This is a genomic window from Paenibacillus senegalensis JC66, from assembly GCF_000285515.1.
In the GTDB taxonomy this organism is placed as follows: Bacteria; Bacillota; Bacilli; order Paenibacillales; family NBRC-103111; genus Paenibacillus_L; species Paenibacillus_L senegalensis.
Genome location: NZ_HE610961.1, coordinates 13,673 through 33,328, shown reverse-complemented (window position 1 = coordinate 33,328; position 19,656 = coordinate 13,673). Strand labels below are relative to the sequence as shown.

At 49.6% G+C, this 19,656-nt stretch carries 17 protein-coding genes; 10 read left to right on the top strand and 7 right to left on the bottom strand.

Going from position 1 to position 19,656, the window contains the following annotated elements:
- Window positions 1–580 precede the first annotated feature (580 nt).
- Window positions 581–1,321, bottom strand: coding sequence for a G1 family glutamic endopeptidase (locus tag PSHG_RS28250; protein WP_157213472.1), 741 nt, complete (start codon window positions 1,319–1,321; stop codon window positions 581–583).
- Window positions 1,322–1,563: 242 nt separating this feature from the next.
- Here PSHG_RS28250 and PSHG_RS18665 point away from each other — a divergent pair, with 242 nt between their 5' ends.
- On the top strand, window positions 1,564–2,025 hold the full coding sequence (locus tag PSHG_RS18665) for an AraC family transcriptional regulator (protein WP_010276125.1): 462 nt from the start codon (window positions 1,564–1,566) through the stop codon (window positions 2,023–2,025).
- A 15-nt stretch (window positions 2,026–2,040) separates the two neighbouring features.
- Here PSHG_RS18665 and PSHG_RS18660 read toward each other — a convergent pair whose 3' ends face one another.
- A complete protein-coding gene (locus tag PSHG_RS18660) occupies window positions 2,041–2,790 on the bottom strand; it encodes an NAD-dependent deacylase (RefSeq protein WP_010276121.1) in 750 nt (249 codons plus the stop codon).
- Window positions 2,791–3,011: 221 nt separating this feature from the next.
- Between PSHG_RS18660 and PSHG_RS18655 the strand changes: the two genes are divergently transcribed.
- Complete coding sequence (locus PSHG_RS18655; protein ID WP_010276118.1) at window positions 3,012–4,295, top strand: hypothetical protein; 1,284 nt, start codon at window positions 3,012–3,014, stop codon at window positions 4,293–4,295.
- Window positions 4,296–4,785: 490 nt separating this feature from the next.
- On the opposite strand, the gene PSHG_RS28245 is transcribed toward PSHG_RS18655, so the two are convergent.
- The gene (locus PSHG_RS28245) at window positions 4,786–5,031 is read right to left on the bottom strand and encodes a hypothetical protein (protein WP_187373802.1); all 246 of its coding nucleotides are present in this window, start codon (window positions 5,029–5,031) and stop codon (window positions 4,786–4,788) included.
- Window positions 5,032–5,247: 216 nt separating this feature from the next.
- Between PSHG_RS28245 and PSHG_RS18645 the strand changes: the two genes are divergently transcribed.
- A complete protein-coding gene (locus PSHG_RS18645) occupies window positions 5,248–5,724 on the top strand; it encodes a DUF5680 domain-containing protein (protein ID WP_010276110.1) in 477 nt (158 codons plus the stop codon).
- A 137-nt stretch (window positions 5,725–5,861) separates the two neighbouring features.
- Here the strand turns inward: PSHG_RS18645 and PSHG_RS28240 are convergent, their stop codons facing one another.
- From PSHG_RS28240 to PSHG_RS18620, 4 genes are all read right to left on the bottom strand, one after another.
- Window positions 5,862–6,152, bottom strand: coding sequence for a YesK family protein (locus tag PSHG_RS28240; RefSeq protein WP_052310079.1), 291 nt, complete (start codon window positions 6,150–6,152; stop codon window positions 5,862–5,864).
- Between the two features lie 857 nt (window positions 6,153–7,009).
- Complete coding sequence (locus PSHG_RS18630; protein ID WP_010276097.1) at window positions 7,010–7,513, bottom strand: hypothetical protein; 504 nt, start codon at window positions 7,511–7,513, stop codon at window positions 7,010–7,012.
- A gap of 93 nt (window positions 7,514–7,606) precedes the next feature.
- Window positions 7,607–8,200, bottom strand: coding sequence for a TetR/AcrR family transcriptional regulator (locus PSHG_RS18625; protein ID WP_010276093.1), 594 nt, complete (start codon window positions 8,198–8,200; stop codon window positions 7,607–7,609).
- A 142-nt stretch (window positions 8,201–8,342) separates the two neighbouring features.
- On the bottom strand, window positions 8,343–9,059 hold the full coding sequence (locus PSHG_RS18620) for an MBL fold metallo-hydrolase (RefSeq protein ID WP_010276089.1): 717 nt from the start codon (window positions 9,057–9,059) through the stop codon (window positions 8,343–8,345).
- A gap of 485 nt (window positions 9,060–9,544) precedes the next feature.
- On the opposite strand from PSHG_RS18620, the gene PSHG_RS18615 reads away from it, so the two are divergent.
- The 7 genes from PSHG_RS18615 to solA all read left to right on the top strand — a co-directional run bounded on the left by PSHG_RS18615 (window position 9,545) and on the right by solA (window position 19,573).
- Window positions 9,545–11,440, top strand: coding sequence for a sensor histidine kinase (locus tag PSHG_RS18615; protein ID WP_010276085.1), 1,896 nt, complete (start codon window positions 9,545–9,547; stop codon window positions 11,438–11,440).
- Window positions 11,415–13,211 (top strand): response regulator, encoded by a 1,797-nt coding sequence (locus PSHG_RS18610; RefSeq protein ID WP_010276081.1) that lies wholly within the window; start codon window positions 11,415–11,417, stop codon window positions 13,209–13,211. The genes PSHG_RS18615 and PSHG_RS18610 overlap by 26 nt, the downstream gene beginning before the upstream one ends.
- A gap of 150 nt (window positions 13,212–13,361) precedes the next feature.
- Window positions 13,362–14,267 (top strand): carbohydrate ABC transporter permease, encoded by a 906-nt coding sequence (locus tag PSHG_RS18605; RefSeq protein WP_010276078.1) that lies wholly within the window; start codon window positions 13,362–13,364, stop codon window positions 14,265–14,267.
- Window positions 14,260–15,090 (top strand): carbohydrate ABC transporter permease, encoded by an 831-nt coding sequence (locus PSHG_RS18600; protein WP_010276076.1) that lies wholly within the window; start codon window positions 14,260–14,262, stop codon window positions 15,088–15,090. The genes PSHG_RS18605 and PSHG_RS18600 overlap by 8 nt, the downstream gene beginning before the upstream one ends.
- A 48-nt stretch (window positions 15,091–15,138) precedes the next feature.
- Complete coding sequence (locus PSHG_RS28235; RefSeq protein ID WP_010276074.1) at window positions 15,139–16,641, top strand: extracellular solute-binding protein; 1,503 nt, start codon at window positions 15,139–15,141, stop codon at window positions 16,639–16,641.
- A gap of 200 nt (window positions 16,642–16,841) precedes the next feature.
- Complete coding sequence (locus tag PSHG_RS18590) at window positions 16,842–17,906, top strand: Gfo/Idh/MocA family protein (protein WP_010276072.1); 1,065 nt, start codon at window positions 16,842–16,844, stop codon at window positions 17,904–17,906.
- A gap of 536 nt (window positions 17,907–18,442) precedes the next feature.
- The gene (gene solA, locus PSHG_RS18585; protein WP_010276069.1) at window positions 18,443–19,573 is read left to right on the top strand and encodes an N-methyl-L-tryptophan oxidase; all 1,131 of its coding nucleotides are present in this window, start codon (window positions 18,443–18,445) and stop codon (window positions 19,571–19,573) included.
- Window positions 19,574–19,656: the final 83 nt, after the last annotated feature.

Sequence of the window (19,656 nt, the reverse complement as noted above, 5' to 3'; positions counted from 1 at the left end):
AAGGGGCTGTCCGAAAAGTGGCGGTTCAGCCAGAAGTCATGCCATTGAATTCTCAGGCACAACTCCAGCAGAAAATAGCCAGGGCTGGCGGGGGTCGCGGGCTTGTTTCCTGCGTTTTATACGAAATGTCGTACAAATGCATGGGGTTGAAGGGCGAATACCCGAGATTTGTATGAAACGTCGTACAAATACAGGGGATTGAAGGGCAATTACCCAAGATTTGTATGACAAATCGTACAAATGCATGGGGTTGAAGGGCGATTGCCCGAGATTTGTATGACAAATCGTACAAATGCCAGGGCTTTAATTTATTAAGGGCCTGCAGCCAACTGCAGCCAGTGTTTCAGACGAAATGTCGTACAAGTTATGTGATTAAGGTACGATTACCCGAGATTGCTAGGTATCCGCCTGACTATTTTCCGGGAAAACAGACAAACAAAAAAATGGAAGGAAAACATTACGGTTTTCCTTCCATTTTTTGTTTTGGGGACTTATGGGAGAGCCCCTTTTATTTTGATGGACTTATGGGACAGCCCATTTATTTTGGTGGACTTATGGGCAGCCCCTTTTTGCTGTACAGTTATTTTTTGCGGGTTCGCATTTGAGGCTTCGGGAGCCTCGATCCGTAGGCTACGGTAAACCCATCCCTTTTCTTGTTCGGAAGGGAGGGGGTGGAGACCACTTGATTGTTCTGAACCATAATGAATCGATTGCTTGGCTTCAATAAGGGATTTTTACCATTTACCCGGCTTTTGCGAAACGCTGTTTTCCCGTAATTGGCAAGCTGCGTTGTCTGCCCGTTAAGCGAGGGGGCCTCGATTATCCACTCCGCTGAGGTAGCGGGACCGGTATAAGGGACGGTCTTTTTAAAGGTCCACCCTTTTGTCTTATTGATCAGGACAATGCGCCATTTGCTGCCGCTGATTCTGGAAATTCTTGCATACATATGATCCTTGGGGCTAACGGGGTAGTTGATCTTCGTCTCAGGAGCGGGCAGAATCTCCCACCACGGGTAATAAACAGGCTTGCCATTCACGAAATCCTGTCCGGTTCCCGTCTGAATCAGCGAGCTATTGCGGTACCCATCGATTCCAAGCCAGGCGGAAGAATAGGTGTTTGTCCGGCTGCGCCGAATGCGGGGGACGACCCAATGTCCTGAAATACTGCGCACCGCATTTTTTTTCCAACTGGTGATTACATAACCTGACCAATTGTCTGACTGTTCCACTGATGCTGCACTACGAGGAGGAGTTTGGCTGGAGGAAGCGGCTTGAACAGGTGCGCTTCCTTTCCATTTTTTACGTGTCAGTTTACCCACCACCCTTTCAGACTTCACTATATGGATATTCCGCAGGCGATCAAAATGAATAGGCCAAGCCAAAAAATGGCCGAAAAGCTAGCGGCTAACGTCTACAGGCTTAACGTCCACGGGGCGACCAAAAAAAGAATTATGCAAATTTTTTTTTATAACATGTTAGGATTCGAAGTGAACTGGATGTTCCTAGATTACCTGGGAGAGCGGCGAAAAAGCGGCTGCTTTCGGGAAAAAGGAGAAGAAGCTCTATGAAAAGTGAAGTGGAAACGATCCCCAACTACCGGATTGCTTATGTGCGGCAGACAGGACCTTATGGTCCTGCCAATACCCAAGCGATGGAGAAGCTGAAGCGATGGGCCCGCGACAAAAAGCTGCTGGCCCAATCGTCAGTAATACTTGGTATTCCTCAGGATAATCCGGAGACTACCCCTCCCGAACAATGCAGATACGATGCCTGTGTCGTCATCCCCAAGGATTACCTGATCGCCACAGATGATTCGATTAATGAAGGTGAACTGTCAGGCGGAACATATGCCGTGTTCCAAATCAACCATACGGCAGAGGACATTCAGAATGCGTGGCCGGGCATTTTTTCCGAGCTGCAAAAGAAACGATATCAGATCGATGATCGTCCGATTCTGGAAAGATACTCTGAGGAGATGATCAACAGCCATCTTTGTGAAATATGCGTGCCAGTAAAGCCGCTTTAGCTTAGGCAAGCGGGGTTATGCAAGCGCCAGCTCATCGGTTATGCTTTGCAGTACATCGCCAAGGTTCCGGTCCTGGATCACTTCATCGGCCAGATGATCCAGGGGAGTAGGGTCACGGTTGATTATGACCAAGGTGGCACCGTGTTCTTTGGCGGCTGCAGGAAAGCTGTTGGCAGGAGAGACAACCAGGGAAGAGCCGAGCACGATAAACAGGTCGGCCTGCAGAGCCTGTTTCGCCGCCAATTCGAATGGCCTGGGGTCAAGAGGTTCGCCAAATAGCACAACGGATGGGCGAATGAAGCCGCCGCACGCACAATAGACATCGCTGGCAAAGTGACGATCCGCCCGGTAAGCATCGCTGCCCAGGTAACGGTCCGTTGAATAGGTCAGCCCGCAGTCCTGGCAGTGCAGCTGCCGGATGGTTCCGTGCAGCGGGATCACATTGGGGTTGCCGGCCTGCTCATGGAGCCCGTCGGTGTTTTGCGTAATGATTGACTTTAGCTGCAAATGCTTGGCCCACATGCTTAAGCATTCATAACCCTTGTGAGGAGTTACAGCTTGCAGCCCCTTAATCCGCATACGGTAAAACTCGACGAACTGCTGCGGGTTGTGTCTCATAGCTTCTGTACTGGCCAGCTGCTGCGGGTCTTTGCCCTGCCATAATCCTTGAGCGGAGCGGAAATCCGGCACTCCGCTTTCGGTGCTCATTCCAGCCCCGGTAAAGACAACAGTATGTTTCGATTCCTTCAACCATTTGGTCATCATCGGCGATCTTCTCCTTTTGTTGGTGGGTTGAGAGTAGTTTTCCGGACGGGATGCACCCCTGAAACTTTTTTGCCCTAAAGGTCGTAACAGAGTTAAGGTCGAACCAGAGCTAAGGTACCAGAAATAAGGTCGTAACAGAGTTAAGGCCGAACCAGAGGTAAGATTGTAGTAGAGGTGAGATTGTACCAAAGCTAGCTACAGTCGCGACGAGGTGATTGCTGATGCATACAAAGACCCGGCATTTAATAGATTTTGCCAAAGAGAAATTTGGACTGGACAACTATTATTTAAAAAGACATAGGTTCGATAGGGAGGTAACTCCTGCTAACGAAACGATGTACATTTTCAGCATGGAGTGGTTCCCTAATGAATCCGCTGCCGGACAAGCAGAAGAGGACATCAATCCAGAAGGCACGGCGGTAATTGAAATCGAAGTTAACCGGCTTAAAGTAAAAAGCGCAATCTTCGTTATGGGGACCACTTTTGCTCATAATGGCGTTTCCTTTCCTAACCGGAATCCGCAGGAAATTATCCAATGGGTGGAGGCGGAAACCGGTCTGACCTACGGCAAGCAATTTCTGCTTAGCAGGGAAGAGGAGGGAAAGCTTCAATTTGCGGAGTGCTTCGAAGGTGTGGCCGTGTCTCCGCCCGGGTATATTGAGGTCACATGGAACCCGCAAGGACAGCTTACTGCCTTTACCGTGTACGGTCAATTCCCTTCTGCCGAGCGGGTGGAGCAAGAGGTGTATTCCCTCTCCCTGAACAAGGTGGAGCCACAGGCCAAAGAACAACTGAAGCTGGTGAGCTTTCCTTCCCAGGAACAAAATCGCTGGGTACCCGTTTTCGCAGTAGAAGAGGCTTTTGTGACGAATGACAGGAGGTCCGTTCTCCCTATCGAATTTACGGCAAGTACCAAGTCTTCGCTGCCCATGAATAGAGTGATGGATTGGGAGAAGTCTGAAGAACATGCGTCATCGGTCTTCGAAGAAAAAGAGATCCGCTGGCTGGAGGACATTGCCGCAGAACAGGCATTCGCCAATGAACCGTCCCCCGATACCCTGCCGATTACGGAGGAAGAGCAGGAGGCTTGTGTGTCTGCCGTAAGACAATACCTGGCCCAGGAGAAGCCGGAGGACAAGGGCGAGTGGACACTGAAAAAACTGCACCGCGAAAAGGGCTGCATTCACGCCACACTAAGAGCGTCCAGACAGAGCACGCGTTTGTTTCAGAGAAAGCTTATCGTGCTGGTGGATGCGGACACCCTTCAGGTGCATAACGTGATTGATAATCAAGCTTTGCTCGTTATGTTCGAGTCGTTAGAGGAGCCGGGAGAAATAAAGATCTCCGCAGAGCAGGCTTATGCCAAGCTGCAATCCTACTTCGAGCTGACCCCTTATTATGTGTACGATGCACAGCTGGACCGTTATCGCTTATGCGGCAAATTCGATTGTAATTACGGCGTCGATGCCATAAGCGGCGAAATAGTATCTCTGGATGAGCTGTGAATCATGACAATAGTATTTTTGGATTAGCTGTGAAGCTTGACAAATAGCGTCTCTGATTGAGAGGATCTCTGATTGAGCTGTGAATCATGACGTGGTCCTGTTGTGATGCTGAGCAGCGGCAGCTTAGAAATGCGGGAGTCTTAGCAAATGCAGGGAGGGTGAGCTAGTGCAGCCGGTGATTGCGTCGTATGGTGCAGAGACGGTGCTACAGAGTGGAGCTCGTCACCAATACGGGGCCGTAGCAAATGCAGGGAGGGGCGCGATTTATGGTCGATATCCATGGCAGGTGTCCAGCTTGTATCGATCTGCACGATGATCTGCGCTAACGCTCACCCTCGCTCTTATTTGTGACAAAAAGGCCGGAAAACCGCAGTTTGCAGCAAAATAAGGACAGTGGCGAGCGTTAGAGTTCGAAGCAGATACCAACTGCACCAATTGCACCGACTGCACCAACTGCAACCGAGCTCGGGATCCTTTTTTACGTGGCGTTTTATTGATATTTTCGGGCTACCAGGAATTCCACCAGAGGCAGGGTAACCATCCCCAAAGCAAGCGCGGCTAACAAAAATACATTAACCGTGCCGTTGACCCATTGGTCTGCGCCCACAGCTGCCAATAGAATGAAGTAGCTGATCTTTGAGCTTTTCTCCGTAATCCGCTGTCCAAGCTCTTCTTCCACCAAAATACCGTCTTTCTCCTGTTTATTTCCCCAAGTGATCGCTGAAAAAAACATCATGAACAAAACGGCTACGTTTAAAAAAGTGGATGGAGCGGTTCAATGGAGTTGCTACAAAGTACATGGACAACTACTTAATGTGGTTCCGTTTCCTGGAATTGCAAAAGAACCTTGAAAAGCAACTTTGTAAGCGGAATATGGTTTTAGATGCTTGCAAGAAAGCAAATTTCACTTCTGTCCAAGTTATTAGAAGTGCATCGTAATGGAGGGTTTTATATGTCTATTAATCACGAACATCTTATCAACTTCCTTGTAGAAGCAAAAAGAAGCACTTATGCATCCCAGGGTGATGATGCATCGGTTCAACCTTTATTAAACGGTTCAAAACAACTGGAATACCGCAGTGGTGATTACTTTTATCGGGATATTTACTTTGGTTCGGCTTTCTTTATTGGACAAGAAACGGTTGAGTTCGAGAATCGTCCAATTTGGTCAATGGTCTATTCAGGAGGTGTCATTATCCCGAACGCAAATTGGGATATCACTGGTCCGATTTATGGTTTCCTTCGACAAGCGTTAAAGTTGGTCGATACAAAGTCGATATATCGTGGTCCAAACCATTTTGAATCGGACAATTACATTCTTAAAAATGAATACGAAGGTACTCTTGACTGCTTTTATGGGAAGGAAATCATTCTTATAGACGGTCAAAAGGTATATGAGTTGCAATACAACGGAGGGGTAGTTCGATAACCCCTCCTATTAGCAAAAATATTTACGAAAAGAGCCTAAAATAAATAGAACATTCCCGATGTTGAAAGCGTCTGACTAATATTAAAATGTCTATTGTTTGGGCCGGGTGCATGCTAAATCAACCTGCAAGGGATAATTTATCGTCCCTTGCTTTCTTTAGAAAAGTAGTCCAAAACGGCAGCCACCATGAGGGCGAGCAGGCTGGCTAATGCTGCACCTATACTGATGACCCCTAACCCCATACCTTCAAACTTTCCAATGATTAAGCTTATGACGAATAGTAGGAGACTTGCAATAAAACCAAAGATCGAGGGTATATACATTATCGGTTTCTTATGCGGAAATTTTTTATATATTGTGTAAGAGAGGACCAGCAATAAGATAAGTACGGCTATGGAGATTAATATGATATCTGTCAATGCTTTCATCACCTCCACGTTTTATAGTAATTATAGTATATTGACATACAAGGCGCTGAAAACGATCTTGCTTTATTGTATGTCATGGCAGATCTTTGTAAAAGAAGACTCGAAATAAAGGATGGCCGCATTATGGTAGTTTGTTCAAAACATTCTGATTATCTATTAATCTAGATAAAACAAGACAACTCGGGCGTCCAATATAATTGGCATCCGAGTTGTTTTTGGTGTTTGCTGCTCTTTTAACGATATTTTCTGTGAAAATAACCCCCGCGTATACTCCCCGCATGATGAGCAATCTCGGGTAATCGGGGGTAATCGGCCTTAATCACATAACTTGCTGCAAAATTTCTACGAAATTTCGTCTGAAACACTGGCTGCAGTTCCTTAATAGCTTAAAGCCCGTGCATTTGTACGATTTGTCATACAAATCTCGGGCAATCGCCCTTCAATCCCCGGCATTTGTACGATTTGTCATACAAATCTTGGGTAATTGCCCTTCAATCCCCTGTATTTGTACGACGTTTCATACAAATCCCCTGTAATCGCACTTCAGCCGCATGAATTTGTACGACATTTCGTACAAAACGCAGGCAACAACCCCGCGACCCCACGCAGCCGCGACCCCTGCGCAGCCGCGACCCCTGCGCAGCCGCGACCCCTGCGCAGCCGCGACCCCTGCGCAGCCCGTGACCCCCACGCAGCCCGCGAACCCCGTGACCCCGCGAGCCCTCCAACCTTGGCTATTTTCATGCAGGAGATGTGCCAGAACTGGAGAAGACATGGCTATTTTCTGCTGGAGATGGCCAGCGATGAATAGCAGCCTGCACACTTCAAGGAAATAAAGCGGTTGTCACTGAACGGAATTAAACTTCCTTGCTTTTCACGCTAAGGAGGTATACTCCCGCTACGACAAGACCTATCGCCAGCAGTATTCGAGCGAAGGGCAGCATGTTCAGCAAGGAGCTAAGCGAGAATACGGTGAAGAAAGCAAGAGACAAAACAGCCAGGATGTTAATAGGAATGAGCAGCCATTTATTACGTATGCCAAACCAATAGAATTCAAACAATCCAACGGCAGCGGCCAAAATAAAGCCAGGCCATAAGTAACCCCAGCCGTCTGTAAGCATCGCCAGCTGGCAAACGGCCCCTGCTGTCAGGAGGACCCCGCCAGGAATCAAAAGTCCGGGCGCTCTCCTATGCAGCATTGAAAAGTAAAGCCAGTGAAAAAACAGACCTAACGGAATAACAAATAGACTTGGCCAGAAATAAGCAAAGATGGTACCCACATGGAGCGTTTCTTCCCTCGTCCAAAATAGGAATGCCCCGAAGGCAACCAAGGCTAAAGCAAAAATTGTCCGGCTATTCATAAATCTCAACTCCCCGAAATAATGGCTGAATAAAGATTACCATAGTGGAGACAGCGAAGTCTCTATCCTTAAGTAATGGAAGGATCCTGGACTTTAGTCGGGGAAGTTCGAGCTGCTTTTTCCCGCCTTCGCATGCATACCCTGCAAAAACGTGTCCATCAGCATGGTGAGGCTCTCGTTCAAATCCAGCGGGAGACCGAAGCCGCCCATTTGCTGAATGGAGGTGAACCCATGCAGCAGGCTGCGAAAGCCGCGAATCATATGAATGGCGATCTCGTCCTTTAAGCCATACACCTCGAAGACCTTAGCCACAAGCTGTACGACTGCGTCTTGTGCCTGCTGCAGCTCGGGGTCCTTTTTATCCGGTGCGTGAAAAGTAGCTTCATAAAGCCCCGGGCGGTCTTTGCCAAACTGTACATAAGCCTCCCCAAGCGCACGCACAGCTTCATCGCCCGAGCGGCCTATGGCGGCTTGAACCATGGTTTCATATAGCTTTTTCACTCCGTAAATAGCGAGCTTTTGCTTTAATCCGTTCAAACCGTCCAGATGATTGTAGAGAGAAGGAGGGCGGACCTGCAGCTCCTTGGCTACTACACCTAACGAAATCTGATCATAGCCGTTCTCATCAATCAGTCTGGCGGCTGCTTGTAAAATGACATCTAAATCTAATCCTGCACGTGGAGACAACTGTATGACCCCCTGGGTAGTTTTTTTCTAATAATTCCGATCATGATAGGCTTTCTTCACAACGAATGCAAGCCTTATTTGAACAGAGTTGCGGAAAAATAAGCCAGCGTCCCAGTACATGCCCGGCTAAAACAATCCTCTATCAGGCCCGGGCTAGCATTTTGTCTTCCGCTTCCGCTATGGCGCGGTCGATAGCCGGATTGGGCTGCTCCAGCATTTTGCCGTGACCGACGGCCAATAAGGCGGGTTGAAGCTCTCTAAGCTTTTTGGCGCTGCTCAAAGCAGTCGCTGGATGCCAGGTGGCTAATGCGGGAAAAGGAAACGACAGCTTCAGCACTCCGCTCACCGCTATTCCGCCTCTGATCTGAAAGGCATCGCCAGCGATTAGGCTGCGGTTCCGTGTATCCATAAGCGTTATGGAACCAGGCGTATGCCCTGGGGTAGAGATGACCTCCAGAGAACCGAGGCGGTCGCCTTCCTGAAGCAGCTGGTCCGGCTGCGTTTTGATGTTCTTGGGCACGCCTCCGCGGATAGGGGATGACGGTTCATTAGCCAGCAAGGTGCGGTCTCCTCTCAGCAAATGCGAATCCCTGACAGAAATGCTCACAGGGACATGCGGAAGGCTCCTCTTAAGAGCATCCAAAGCACCAACATGATCATCATGCGCGTGAGTGAGCACAATATGGGTGAGCGGTTTGCCAATGCTTTGTACAGCTTGCATAATGCCCTTAGCGCTATAGGGAAGAGCGGCGTCGATCAGGGTCAAAGCATTCTTTTCCTCTACAAGATAGCAATTAACCGGAAAGAAATGAGGCAAAAAAGAAAGCTGGTACACCGTTCCGATTCGGGTCATTCGCATCCAAGACCGACCTCCTGTGTATGTTTCGTTAATACGATTAATATAATAACTAATTTAATTAGTTTTTGCAATGATTTATTTATTACATTGATTAACAAGCCTGTTAATTATGCAGGTTAGCGGACATAACCAGTTGGCTGGCAGGCTAACGGGCACGCTTGTTAATTTGACAGGTCCACGAGCACGCCTGCTCGAAGGCTAACGGGCAATGTTATGTTGCGTAATAGAGAGAATAGCCGCATAATAAGGAGCACAGCTCTTGCTGCCCTTGGTCTCTTTGCTGCCGGCTCCTGCTAAAACACTCCGTAGTTTCGATAGAGGGGTGTTTTTCTGTGTCCGGCGGACGCGGCCGCTCACCTGGTGAAACTGCCTGGAGAAATTGTTCAGCAGACCTTGAATGTTTTATAAAGCATACGGCAGGGAGAGGGCGAAGGAGATGGCGATGGAACATAGAGTTAACATGAGGCAGAAGAAGGAAAAAAACGGTGTCTGTTCACCCGGGCAGAATCGATTATGATAAAAGGAACGGCAAGTCTAACGAGGCTGAGTCAGCGACTACGGACAGGGAGAGAATGGCATATGAGACGAGTAAGAAATTTCCTTTTCCAAATCAACACGATTGGCAACAAAATCTTTTTTCCATTCTGTTTTTTCTAATTGTCCCTTTTGTGATTACCTTTTATTGGATTGATAAGCCCTTGGAAAACGTTATTGAGCAGAAAATTGGCGACTCTGCGCGGGAAGCGCTTACGCTTATTAATTTTAATGTCGAAATTATTTTGCAGGATATGCTGAAGTCCTCTGTTGAAATTTCCAAAAATCCGGATGTGATCACGCTGCTGAAGGACCCGGGCCGTTACAGTGAATACGAAAAGCTGCGGCTGAAAAACGATGTGTTGAACAACATGTTCAGCTCCTTTTTCTCCGATACGTACATTACCCTGACCGATATGAAAGGGACGTGGTACAGCACCAGATACATTGACAGCAGCCAATACTCTCATATTGTACAGAAGCCGTGGTACCAGGAGATGCTGAGCGGCGGCAATCAGCTGCGCTGGATGTTTAATTATCAGGATTTTTTGTACATTGATAACCGGCCGATTATTTCTCTGGTACGGACGATCACCGATCCGGCGACGAATGAGGATCTGGGGCTGCTCATTTATGGAGTGGCGGAAAGGGATTTTCGCAATTATTTGTCCACCTTGGAAGGTGAGGTGTACCTGATCGATGATGAGGACACCGTCGTGTCCAGCCCGGTTACCGCCATGATTGGCAGCAGCGTTTCAGCTGAATCGTATATGGAGGAGATCTGGAAGCGCTCCAGGGGTCAGCATATTGCCGGGGAAGGCGAGGACAAGCGGATTGTTAATTTTGACACTCTTCATCAGACAGGCTGGAAAATTGTTCAGGTCATTCCCTATGACACAGTATTCAAGGAAATTTTTGATATCCGTAAAATCAATATCGGCATCGTTCTCGTCATTTTTTTCCTGTTTATGATGATAACGCTTTCAATCTCTTATCGGATGTCCAAGCCTCTCAAGCTGCTTACCCGAAAAATGCAGAGCGCGGAAAAAACGAACTTTAACAGCATGCTCAAGGTTACGGGACCGCGGGAAATCTCCACCCTGATCGGTACTTACAATAAAATGGCGGAGCAGATCCGCAGGCTGCTGGAACGGCTTAAACAGGAATTTCAGCAAAAAGAGGATATGCGTTTTAAGGCGCTGCAGGCGCAGATTAATCCTCATTTTATTTTGAATACGCTGAACAATATTAAGTGGATGGCCTACATTAAACAGGATCGGGAGGTGGGAGATATGCTGTCAAGTCTGGGGACGATTCTGGAGTCGAGCATTGGCAGAGACGGCAGCAGTCTGATCCCGCTGAAACAGGAAATCCATTACATCGAGAATTATATTTCGTTGATGAAGCTGAAATACAATGAGAAGCTAACTGTCTGCTATTCGATTCCGGATGAGCTGATGAACTGTGAAGTGATCAAATTCTGCCTGCAGCCGATCCTGGAAAACAGCATCAGTCACGGCATTGACTATATTGCCGGGCAGGGCGAAATTCATATCAAGGCGCAGGAGATCGAAGGGCGGCTGATCCTGTCTGTGCGTGATAACGGAATCGGCATGAGCGAGGAAAAGCTGCGGCAGGTAACGGATGGGCTCAGCTGCGCGGCAGAGGAAGGGAAGGAGAAGCGGATCGGTATCCGCAATGTACATGACCGAATTCGTTTGCAATATGGAAACGGCTATGGCGTTCGGGTCCGCAGCTGGGTGAATGAAGGAACGATTGTTGAGCTGGTGCTGCCATCTATTAAAAGGGAGGGGACGGCGAATGGAAGTGAAAGTGCTGCTGGTTGATGATGAGCTGCTCATTAGACTTGGCATCAAGTCGATTATTGATTGGGAACGACACGGATTTGCCTATCTTGGCGATGCACCGGATGGCGAACAAGCGCTGGAAATGATGGACAAGGAGCTGCCCGACATCTTGCTTACAGATATTGTTATGCCGCGCATGGACGGACTGAAGCTGATCGAAGCAGTGAGGGCACGCTATCCTCGCGTGCGGATTATTGTACTGAGCAGTCACAATGAATACGATTATTTGCGCGCGGCGATGAAGCTGGGGGTACAGGACTATTTATTAAAAGCGTCCATGAAGCCCGAGGAGCTGCTCGAGCTGCTGCAGGAGATGGCGGAGCAGATTCGCGCCGATCACCGCGGTCTCAGCATGCGGGAGGGCGGGCAGCCGCCTGCGGCAGCAGCCGATAAAGCCCGTGCCGACTGGCTCCATCGGGTGCTGGCGGGAGTTGATGCTGCGGAGGAGATGGAGGGCGAGTTGGCGGATGAGTTGCAGGGCGAGTTGAGGGGTGAGTTGGAGGGCGAGTTGGAGGATGAGTTGAGGGGCGAGTTAAAGGATGAGTTGAGGGGTGAGTTGAAGGATGAGTTGCAGGGCGAGTTGAGGGGTGAGTTGGAGGGCAAGTTGCAGAAGGAGCGCATCGGCGTATCGCTTAGGGAGGCGAGCCGTCTGCTGCTGCTCCGCGTTCACCAGCTTGGCTCGAAAGCAGCAGATTTGCAGCAGAACCGCACCACGCTGCATAACCTGATTGAGCTGGAGCTGCACAAGTGGCGGGCCGGCTGCGTGTTCCCATATCGGGACAACGAGTGGGTAGTGCTGCTGCCGGAGGGCCCGGACGGGCGAGCTGGAGGGCCGGCGAAGGTGAGCGTACCGGCGAGAGCGGGTATACCGGAGGGCCCGGACGGGCGAGCTGGAGAGCCAACCGCCTTGAAGCAGGCGCAGCTGATAGGCCGCGACTTGATTAGCGCTGCCCGGCGCTTTCTGAACGTGTCTATGAGCATCGGCATCAGCCGAAGCTTCACAGGGACGGCCCAGATTCGCAGCGCTTACCGGGAGGCGGAGCGGGTGCTTCAGCTTTACTTCGTAGATGGCAAGGAAAAGGTGTATACATGCGAGGAGTATGCGCTGCCAGATAGCGCCCCGTTTCTCATCACCAAGGATGAGGTGCGCCGCTTGAAGTCTGAGCTGAATCAGCTTCATGAGGAAGGGGCGGTAGCGGTGGTCCGTGCAATTTTCGATCGCATGCGTCAATCGCAGAGCCCCGTCGACCGCAGCATTCAGGCCTGTCTGCAGCTGCTGCATGTGATTCAATATGAAAGCTCGCGGGAAGAAAGCCCGCTGTATAAGCAGGTGCTCGGTTTTGAGCAGCTGGAGGAAGCCCGGGCATGGTTCGAGAAGCTGGTTCGGGATTCGATTCAACGCGCTAAAGACACCCTGCGGGAATCACACCGAGAAGAGATTATGAAGCTGCTCGTCCATATGAAGTCCCATTACAAGCAGGATCTGTCGCTCAAAAAGGCTGCCCGGCTTGTCAATATGAGTGAAAGTTATTTAAGCTTTCTGTTCAAGAAAGAAATGAACATCAGCTTTACGGAATATATGAACCAGCTGCGGATCGAAAAGGCCGCAGAGCTGCTGCTTGACACCGATTTGCCCAGCTATCGGATCGCCGAGGAAGTCGGCTATGAGAACAACAACTATTTTGGCCGGGTATTCAAAAAAGTGAAAGGAATCAGTCCGCAGCAGTATCGAAGCCAGCACCAGCGATAATTTGTGCTATTCGATCTAAAAAAAGTGAACATTGCGGGAAAACGCGAAAATATGTGAACAATGCCAGGGTTTTTATTAATTTAGAAATGGAAAAGAAAGCGCTATACTCACATGTAAGCGTTTTAAAAATAGTCAAAGGGGGTAAGCCGGTTGAGCGTTACATCGAACACCGTCTCCAAGAAAAAGTGGAACATCTTCCCTTATCTGTGGCTTACACCGAGCTTGCTGTTGATCACGGTCATTATTATCTATCCGATCTATGAGCTCTTTATTATGTCCTTCTCGGAAATTAGCATGTCTGGAATCCGCAGAGGCTTTAACGGTCTGGACAATTATCGGGCACTGTTTGCCGACCGGACGTTTCTGATGGTGGTGCAGAACACGCTGGTTTGGACCCTGGCGGTCGTGGGCATCAGCACTCTTTTGTCACTGGGAATCGCCCATATTTTGAATCAGAAATTCCCCGGACGGAGACTCATTCGCGCGGCGCTGATTATTCCGTGGTCCGTCTCGCTGATCATCACCTCGGTGATCTGGAAGTGGATTCTCGATTACAACTACGGTTCGCTGAATTTGATTTTAACACGCATTGGCGTCATTAATGAAAACATTTACTGGCTTGCCAAAGCCTCCAGCTCCTTCCCTGCCATGATCTGGGTGGCCATTATGGTCACCATTCCTTTTACTTCTTTTATCCTGCTGGCCGGTCTGCAATCGATCCCGAAAGATTTGTACGAATCCGCTGATGTTGATGGTGCTGACCGCTGGAAGCAGTTCACGAACATTACCCTGCCTTTGTTGAAAAGCCCATTAACGGTAAGCGTTGTCCTGAACACTATATATGTGTTTAATTCTTTCCCGATTGTCTGGTCGATTACAAAAGGCGACCCTGTGAACCGAACCGATCTGGTCACAACTTATTTGTATAAACTGGCCTTCCAGTCTTACAAGATGGGGCAGGCGGCTGCTGTATCGGTTATCAGCTTTGTGCTGCTGCTAATCTTTGCCGTTATTTATGTGTCCCTTGCGTTCAGGAAGGAGGATGACCATGCGTAAATCCAAGTGGAGTCAAGTCCTGGTCATGGCGGCTGCTTACTCGCTCTTCGTTGTCCTGATCTTTCCCTATATCGTCATGCTCGTTACAGCGATGAAGCCGAGAAGCGAGGTGTACAATCTGCCGACGACCTTTTTTCCGGTGGATTGGACGTTACTGAATTTTGTTGAAATTTGGACTCGCATTCCGCTGGCGAACTACTTCTTGAACTCACTCGCTATTTCCGTGGGAGCGATGCTGCTGACGCTTGTATCGGCCGTTCCGGCGGCGTATGTCATGACCCGTTTTCAATTCAAGGGGCGAAATCTGATGATGTACATCATTATTGTAACGCAGATGTTCTCGCCGATTGTTTTGCTTGTCGGGTTGTACCGCGAGATTCACTGGCTTGGCCTGATGGATTCCGTGTGGGGGCTGATCTTGATTAATACGGCGTTTTGCCAGGCTTTTGCAGTATGGATATTGCGAGGGTACTTTGCGACGATCCCCAAAGATTTGGAGCAAGCGGCCTGGATAGACGGATGCACCAAATTCGGTGCGGTCTGGCGGGTAATGCTGCCGCTGGCGGCGCCAGGTATCATTACGGCAACGATTTTCGTGTTCATCATGTCCTGGAACGAGTTTGTCGTGGCGCTAACCCTTATTTCTACGGAAACGAAAAAACCGATCACCGTTGGCATTTATGCCTTCTTTGGAAAATATGACGTGCAGTGGCAGTATTTGTTCGCTACCTCGTTAGTGGCCACGATACCGGTGGTCGCCTTGTTCCTTTCGATAGAAAAATATTTGGTGGAGGGCTTGACCACGGGCGGTGTGAAGCATTAATGGCGTTAATGGCCGTAGCCATTGGATGAGGCGAGCCAAGCGCCGGGGTTGCCGGGAGGCAAGGCCGAGAAGCAGAGCTGCCGTGAGCCGGGACTGCCAGGGATTGGGGCCGAGGTAGCAGAGCTGCGGGGAACTGGAACATCCGGAGCAAAGACAGCCGGTGCGGGTATGACCCGCCAAATGAAGCTTGGGAGGGATGCCGCTCAAATCCGAAGGACTTTGATTGAAGTTGTTCTCACCAAAAAGGGCAGAAAAGAAAGGGGTATACGCATGGGTCAACTAAACAAATTTCAAAAACCTTTTAAATCAATGAGTGTAATAAGCGCTTGTCTGCTTGCATCGCTGACTGCTCTCGCTGGCTGCAGCTCCAGCAACGGATCGGGGACGGGAGAGGGCGGCGAAAATGCCACTAAGGAAATTCATTTTGTCGCTGCCCAGTACAATGATCAAACGGAGCCATTTTTAAGAAATCTTGTTTCGGAGTTTGAGTCGGAAAATCCCGGAATAAAGGTGAAGCTGGAAGTAGTGGGTTGGGATATGATTGAGCAAAAAGTGAACACAATGGTGACAACGCACCAGACTCCGGACATTCTTAACCTGCATCAATTCATTTCTTTCCAGCAAGACGATTTGCTGCTGCCGCTGGATGAACTGCTCTCCCCGGAATTGAAGGGCAAATTTTACGATTCTTTGTACAATGTTGGCGTGATGGAGGATGATGTCTATGCGCTTCCTTTTGCCGCAACAATCCGTGCGCTGTTCTACAACAAAGACTTGTTCGAGCAGGCTGGAATTACCGAACCGCCGACTACATGGGAAGAGCTGATCGATACGGCCAGCAAAATTAAAGAAACAACCGGCGTTGACGGATTTGGCGTTCCGATGACGACCTTTGAAGGCCAAGCGTATTTCTCCTATTTTGCCTGGGGGAACGGCGGCGATTGGAAGAAGGACGGAGAATGGGTGCTGAATTCACCGGAAAATGTGGAGGCGGTACAGTTTCTCGCCGATCTGGTTCACGAGCATAAGGTAACCAATCCGGAGCCGACTGCCATTAATCGCGATGAGCTGCACAAAATCTTCGGTGCAGGAAGACTCGGCATGATGATTTCACCTAACTACTTGACGGCGATTCTTGAGTCGGAAGCGCCTGATTTGAACTATGGCATGGGGGCGATCCCCGTGAATGAAGGAATATCTCCGATCAACCTCGGTGTGCAGGATTTCCTGATGGTGTTCAAGTCTGCGGAGCATAAAGAAGAAGTAAGCAAGTTTTTGGATTTCTTCTATGATGATGAGAACTACGAGGCATTTGTTACTTCCCAAGGCTTCCTCCCCGGCACGAAAACCGTCGGCGACAGCATGAGTGCAAAAGATCCGCAGATCAAAACGTTTGTTGAACAGCTGCCAGTGGCCAAATTTTATCCGCTGACTGATCCGAAATTTGCGGAAATGCGTCTTTACGTGATTCACGCGGTACAAAAGGTACTGTTGAACGAAGCGACCGCGCAGGAAGCTCTGGATGAGGTGCAAAATAACGCAGCGAATTAATGCGAATTGAATGCGGATTGAATGCGACTTGAATGGGGTTTGGATGCTGGTCCCTTGTCCGATTGGGGTCCGTTTAGGATTCTAACGCTCGCCATTGTCCTTATTTGAGCAAAATCAGAGGGTTAAAAATTGTAACGCTTAGCAGGGTGGAAGGCGGATTTTTGAACGAGCGGAGCTTTGAACGAAAGGAGGAGTCTAGGGTGGGAGTTTTACGACTCGGCATTATTGGCTGTGGTTCGATGAGTGAAACCCATGCCAAAGGGTTTCAAGAGTTGGCGGATGTGTTGGAGGTTACTGCAGTTGCCGATATCATCCCTGAGCAGGCGAGGCAAACGGCGGCGGTGCTCGGCGATATTGTCGCCGCCACCGATTATCGGGAGATTCTCCCGCATGTCGATGCGGTTTTTATCGTCATTCCTCACGATCTGCATCACCCGGTAACGATGGAGTGCTTAAAAGCCGGCAAGCATGTGCTTGTGGAAAAACCGATGGCTACCTCGGAAGAGGAATGTCTGGAGATGATTCGTGAAGCCGAAGCACAGAATCGGGTGCTGATGGTCGCTTATCCGAACCGATATAATCCGCTGATTGTCAAGCTTAAGGAAATTGTCGACTCCAGGCAGTACGGTGAAGTTTTCCAGATGTCCATCTGGACCGAGCAATTGACGCAATACGAGGAAGGAAATTGGGCCCGCTCGGCAAAAAGGTTGGGGGGCGGTCAGTTTTTTAGTCATGGCTGCCATTACATCGACCTGCTGCTTTGGTTTTTGGGACGTCCGCTGAAGGGTACCCACGTCGGCACGAATACCGGTACGCCATGGATGGAGAAGGAGGGCAGCAGTTTTGCTACACTTACGTTCGAGTCCGGTGTGCTGGGCCATCACGCCGGCACCTGGGGAGCCCGGGGGACGCGGCTCGGATACAGCTTCCATGTCCATTGCGAGCAGGGGATGCTCGAGGTGAATTATAGTGATAACAAGCTGTATTTTCACAGTGGAATGAAAGAGGAGCGGGCCGGCGTTCATCTGAGCAGTCCTCATACTGAGGTGCTGATGGAGCTGGCGCCTAGCGATAAAATTACACACTACGAAATCCGCCATTTCGCGGAGTGTGTGCTCAAGGGAGAGAAGCCGTTAACGGACGGACCGGGAAGTCTGCAAGGCTTAAGAGTAATCTGGCGGCTGTATGAGGCGGAAGAGAAAGGACAGGTTGCGGATTTGAGGGGGCTTGGTTTGAATGAGCCGTGGGAACAAACGATGCGTTAACAGCGAGCGGAACCTCAACGATAACTGGAAAATAGAGCTTAAACAACGGTCGAAAAACCTTTGCCGCGCAGCGCCTCACAAGCCCGTAGCAAAATGCCGCTGCTGGTATTGAGCAGTGTGTCCTGCGGCGCCTTACAAAGCCGATAGCAAAACACCGCCGCTGGTATTGAGCACGTGTGCCCTGCGGCGCCTTACAAAACCGATGTCAAGTACTGACGTCGGTTTTTTAGCTGGCTCCAGAGAGGGCAACAAAGCAATTGACAACTTTTCCGGGCGATAGTATGATACGATTAATATCCGAGTATTTATATCGGGTTTAACAGAAAAGCTGCCGTGATTGATCAGCCGTTGTTAATTTGCCGTAATAGATTTTCAGTAATTGATCAGCCGTTGTAATTTGCCATTATTGATCAGCTGTTACTTTGATCAGCCGTGATTGCTCGGCCGTGATTAATCAGCCATTATTAACCTAATGAAATTTTGAGGCTCTGATAGATTCGCCGGCATACCGTTACCTGTGAGGAGTGAAAAGTTGGATGACGAGGCAAGGATATGATGTGATAATCATTGGCGCAGGGTCGATGGGGATGAGCGCGGGTTACCATCTGGCCCAAAAAGGAGCGGCCACATTGATGATTGACGCTTCCGATCCTCCGCACCAGGAGGGGAGCCATCACGGCGATACCCGTTTGATTCGGCACGCCTACAAAGGGGGAGCTGCGTATATCCCGTTGGCTCTGCGTTCCCATGAATTGTGGAAGCAATTGGAGCAAATAGCCGATACCCAGCTTCTTGTTTCTTCCGGCGTGCTGAACGTTGCTGACCCGGACTATTATTCGTTCGGCAGCCGTCCCGAGGATGCTCGTGCGTTTGGCGTTTCCGTGGAGATGCTGGATGCGGCGGAGATCGGCAAAAGGTGGCCGGGCTGGTCGCTGCCCGAGCATTTTGTAGGTATGTATGAGCCTGGTGCCGGCTACTTGTTCAGTGAGCGATGCATTGCCGCCTATCGTAGAGCGGCGATGGCCGCTGGAGCTGAGCTTCTGACCCGTACCCAAGTTGTGCGAATCGCAGCTGGCGGTGATCATGTTGCTGTAACTACAAATGAGAAGACTTACTATGCGGAAAAAGTGCTGCTAAGCGTCGGGGCCTGGTTTGCGGCTTTAAAGCCTTTTATTTCCTTGCCTGTCCGTCCAGTGCGCAAAGCGGTTGGCTGGTTCCGGGCGGAGCGGTCTTTATATGCGGCTACTCGCTTTCCCGGTTTTACCCTGCATGGAAGTGAAGGAGGATATTACGGATTTCCTGATCTTGACGGCACTGGTTTGAAAATCGGCAGGCATGACGGAGGCAAGGAGTGGAGCCCTGGCGAGCCCTGGGAGTCATTCGGCAGTTATCATGAAGATGAGCGCGATTTGCGCAATGTGCTGGAAAGCTATATGCCCCAAGCCGCCGGGCAGCTGCAGCGGGGATCCGTCTGTAAATACGAGATGACGCCCGATGAGCATTTCATTATCGACCGTCATCCTGAATATGCTAACGTCCTCTTGGCCGCAGGTTTTTCCGGTCATGGATTTAAATTTTCCAGCGTTGTAGGTGAGATCGCCGCCGATTTGCTGACCAGCGGCCGTAGCGAATTTGATCTGCGTCCCTTTGCGCTATCTCGTTTTTGAAAGGGAATGGAACACTGCAATGTCCGTGCTATCAAAATAGGAACAAGGAAAAAACCGGACTGTACAGCAGTCCGGCTTTTTCA

Bases quoted from the DNA above. Each gene is read 5' to 3' on its own strand.
- PSHG_RS18610 (WP_010276081.1), top strand. From the start codon at position 11,415: ATGGAAGTGAAAGTGCTGCTGGTTGATGATGAGCTGCTCATTAGACTT.
- PSHG_RS28240 (WP_052310079.1), bottom strand. From the start codon at position 6,152: ATGAAAGCATTGACAGATATCATATTAATCTCCATAGCCGTACTTATC.
- PSHG_RS18665 (WP_010276125.1), top strand. From the start codon at position 1,564: ATGAAAAGTGAAGTGGAAACGATCCCCAACTACCGGATTGCTTATGTG.
- PSHG_RS28245 (WP_187373802.1), bottom strand. From the start codon at position 5,031: ATGATGTTTTTTTCAGCGATCACTTGGGGAAATAAACAGGAGAAAGAC.
- PSHG_RS18660 (WP_010276121.1), bottom strand. From the start codon at position 2,790: ATGATGACCAAATGGTTGAAGGAATCGAAACATACTGTTGTCTTTACC.
- PSHG_RS18655 (WP_010276118.1), top strand. From the start codon at position 3,012: ATGCATACAAAGACCCGGCATTTAATAGATTTTGCCAAAGAGAAATTT.
- PSHG_RS18630 (WP_010276097.1), bottom strand. From the start codon at position 7,513: ATGAATAGCCGGACAATTTTTGCTTTAGCCTTGGTTGCCTTCGGGGCA.
- solA (WP_010276069.1), top strand. From the start codon at position 18,443: ATGACGAGGCAAGGATATGATGTGATAATCATTGGCGCAGGGTCGATG.
- PSHG_RS18600 (WP_010276076.1), top strand. From the start codon at position 14,260: ATGCGTAAATCCAAGTGGAGTCAAGTCCTGGTCATGGCGGCTGCTTAC.
- PSHG_RS18620 (WP_010276089.1), bottom strand. From the start codon at position 9,059: ATGCGAATGACCCGAATCGGAACGGTGTACCAGCTTTCTTTTTTGCCT.
- PSHG_RS18645 (WP_010276110.1), top strand. From the start codon at position 5,248: ATGTCTATTAATCACGAACATCTTATCAACTTCCTTGTAGAAGCAAAA.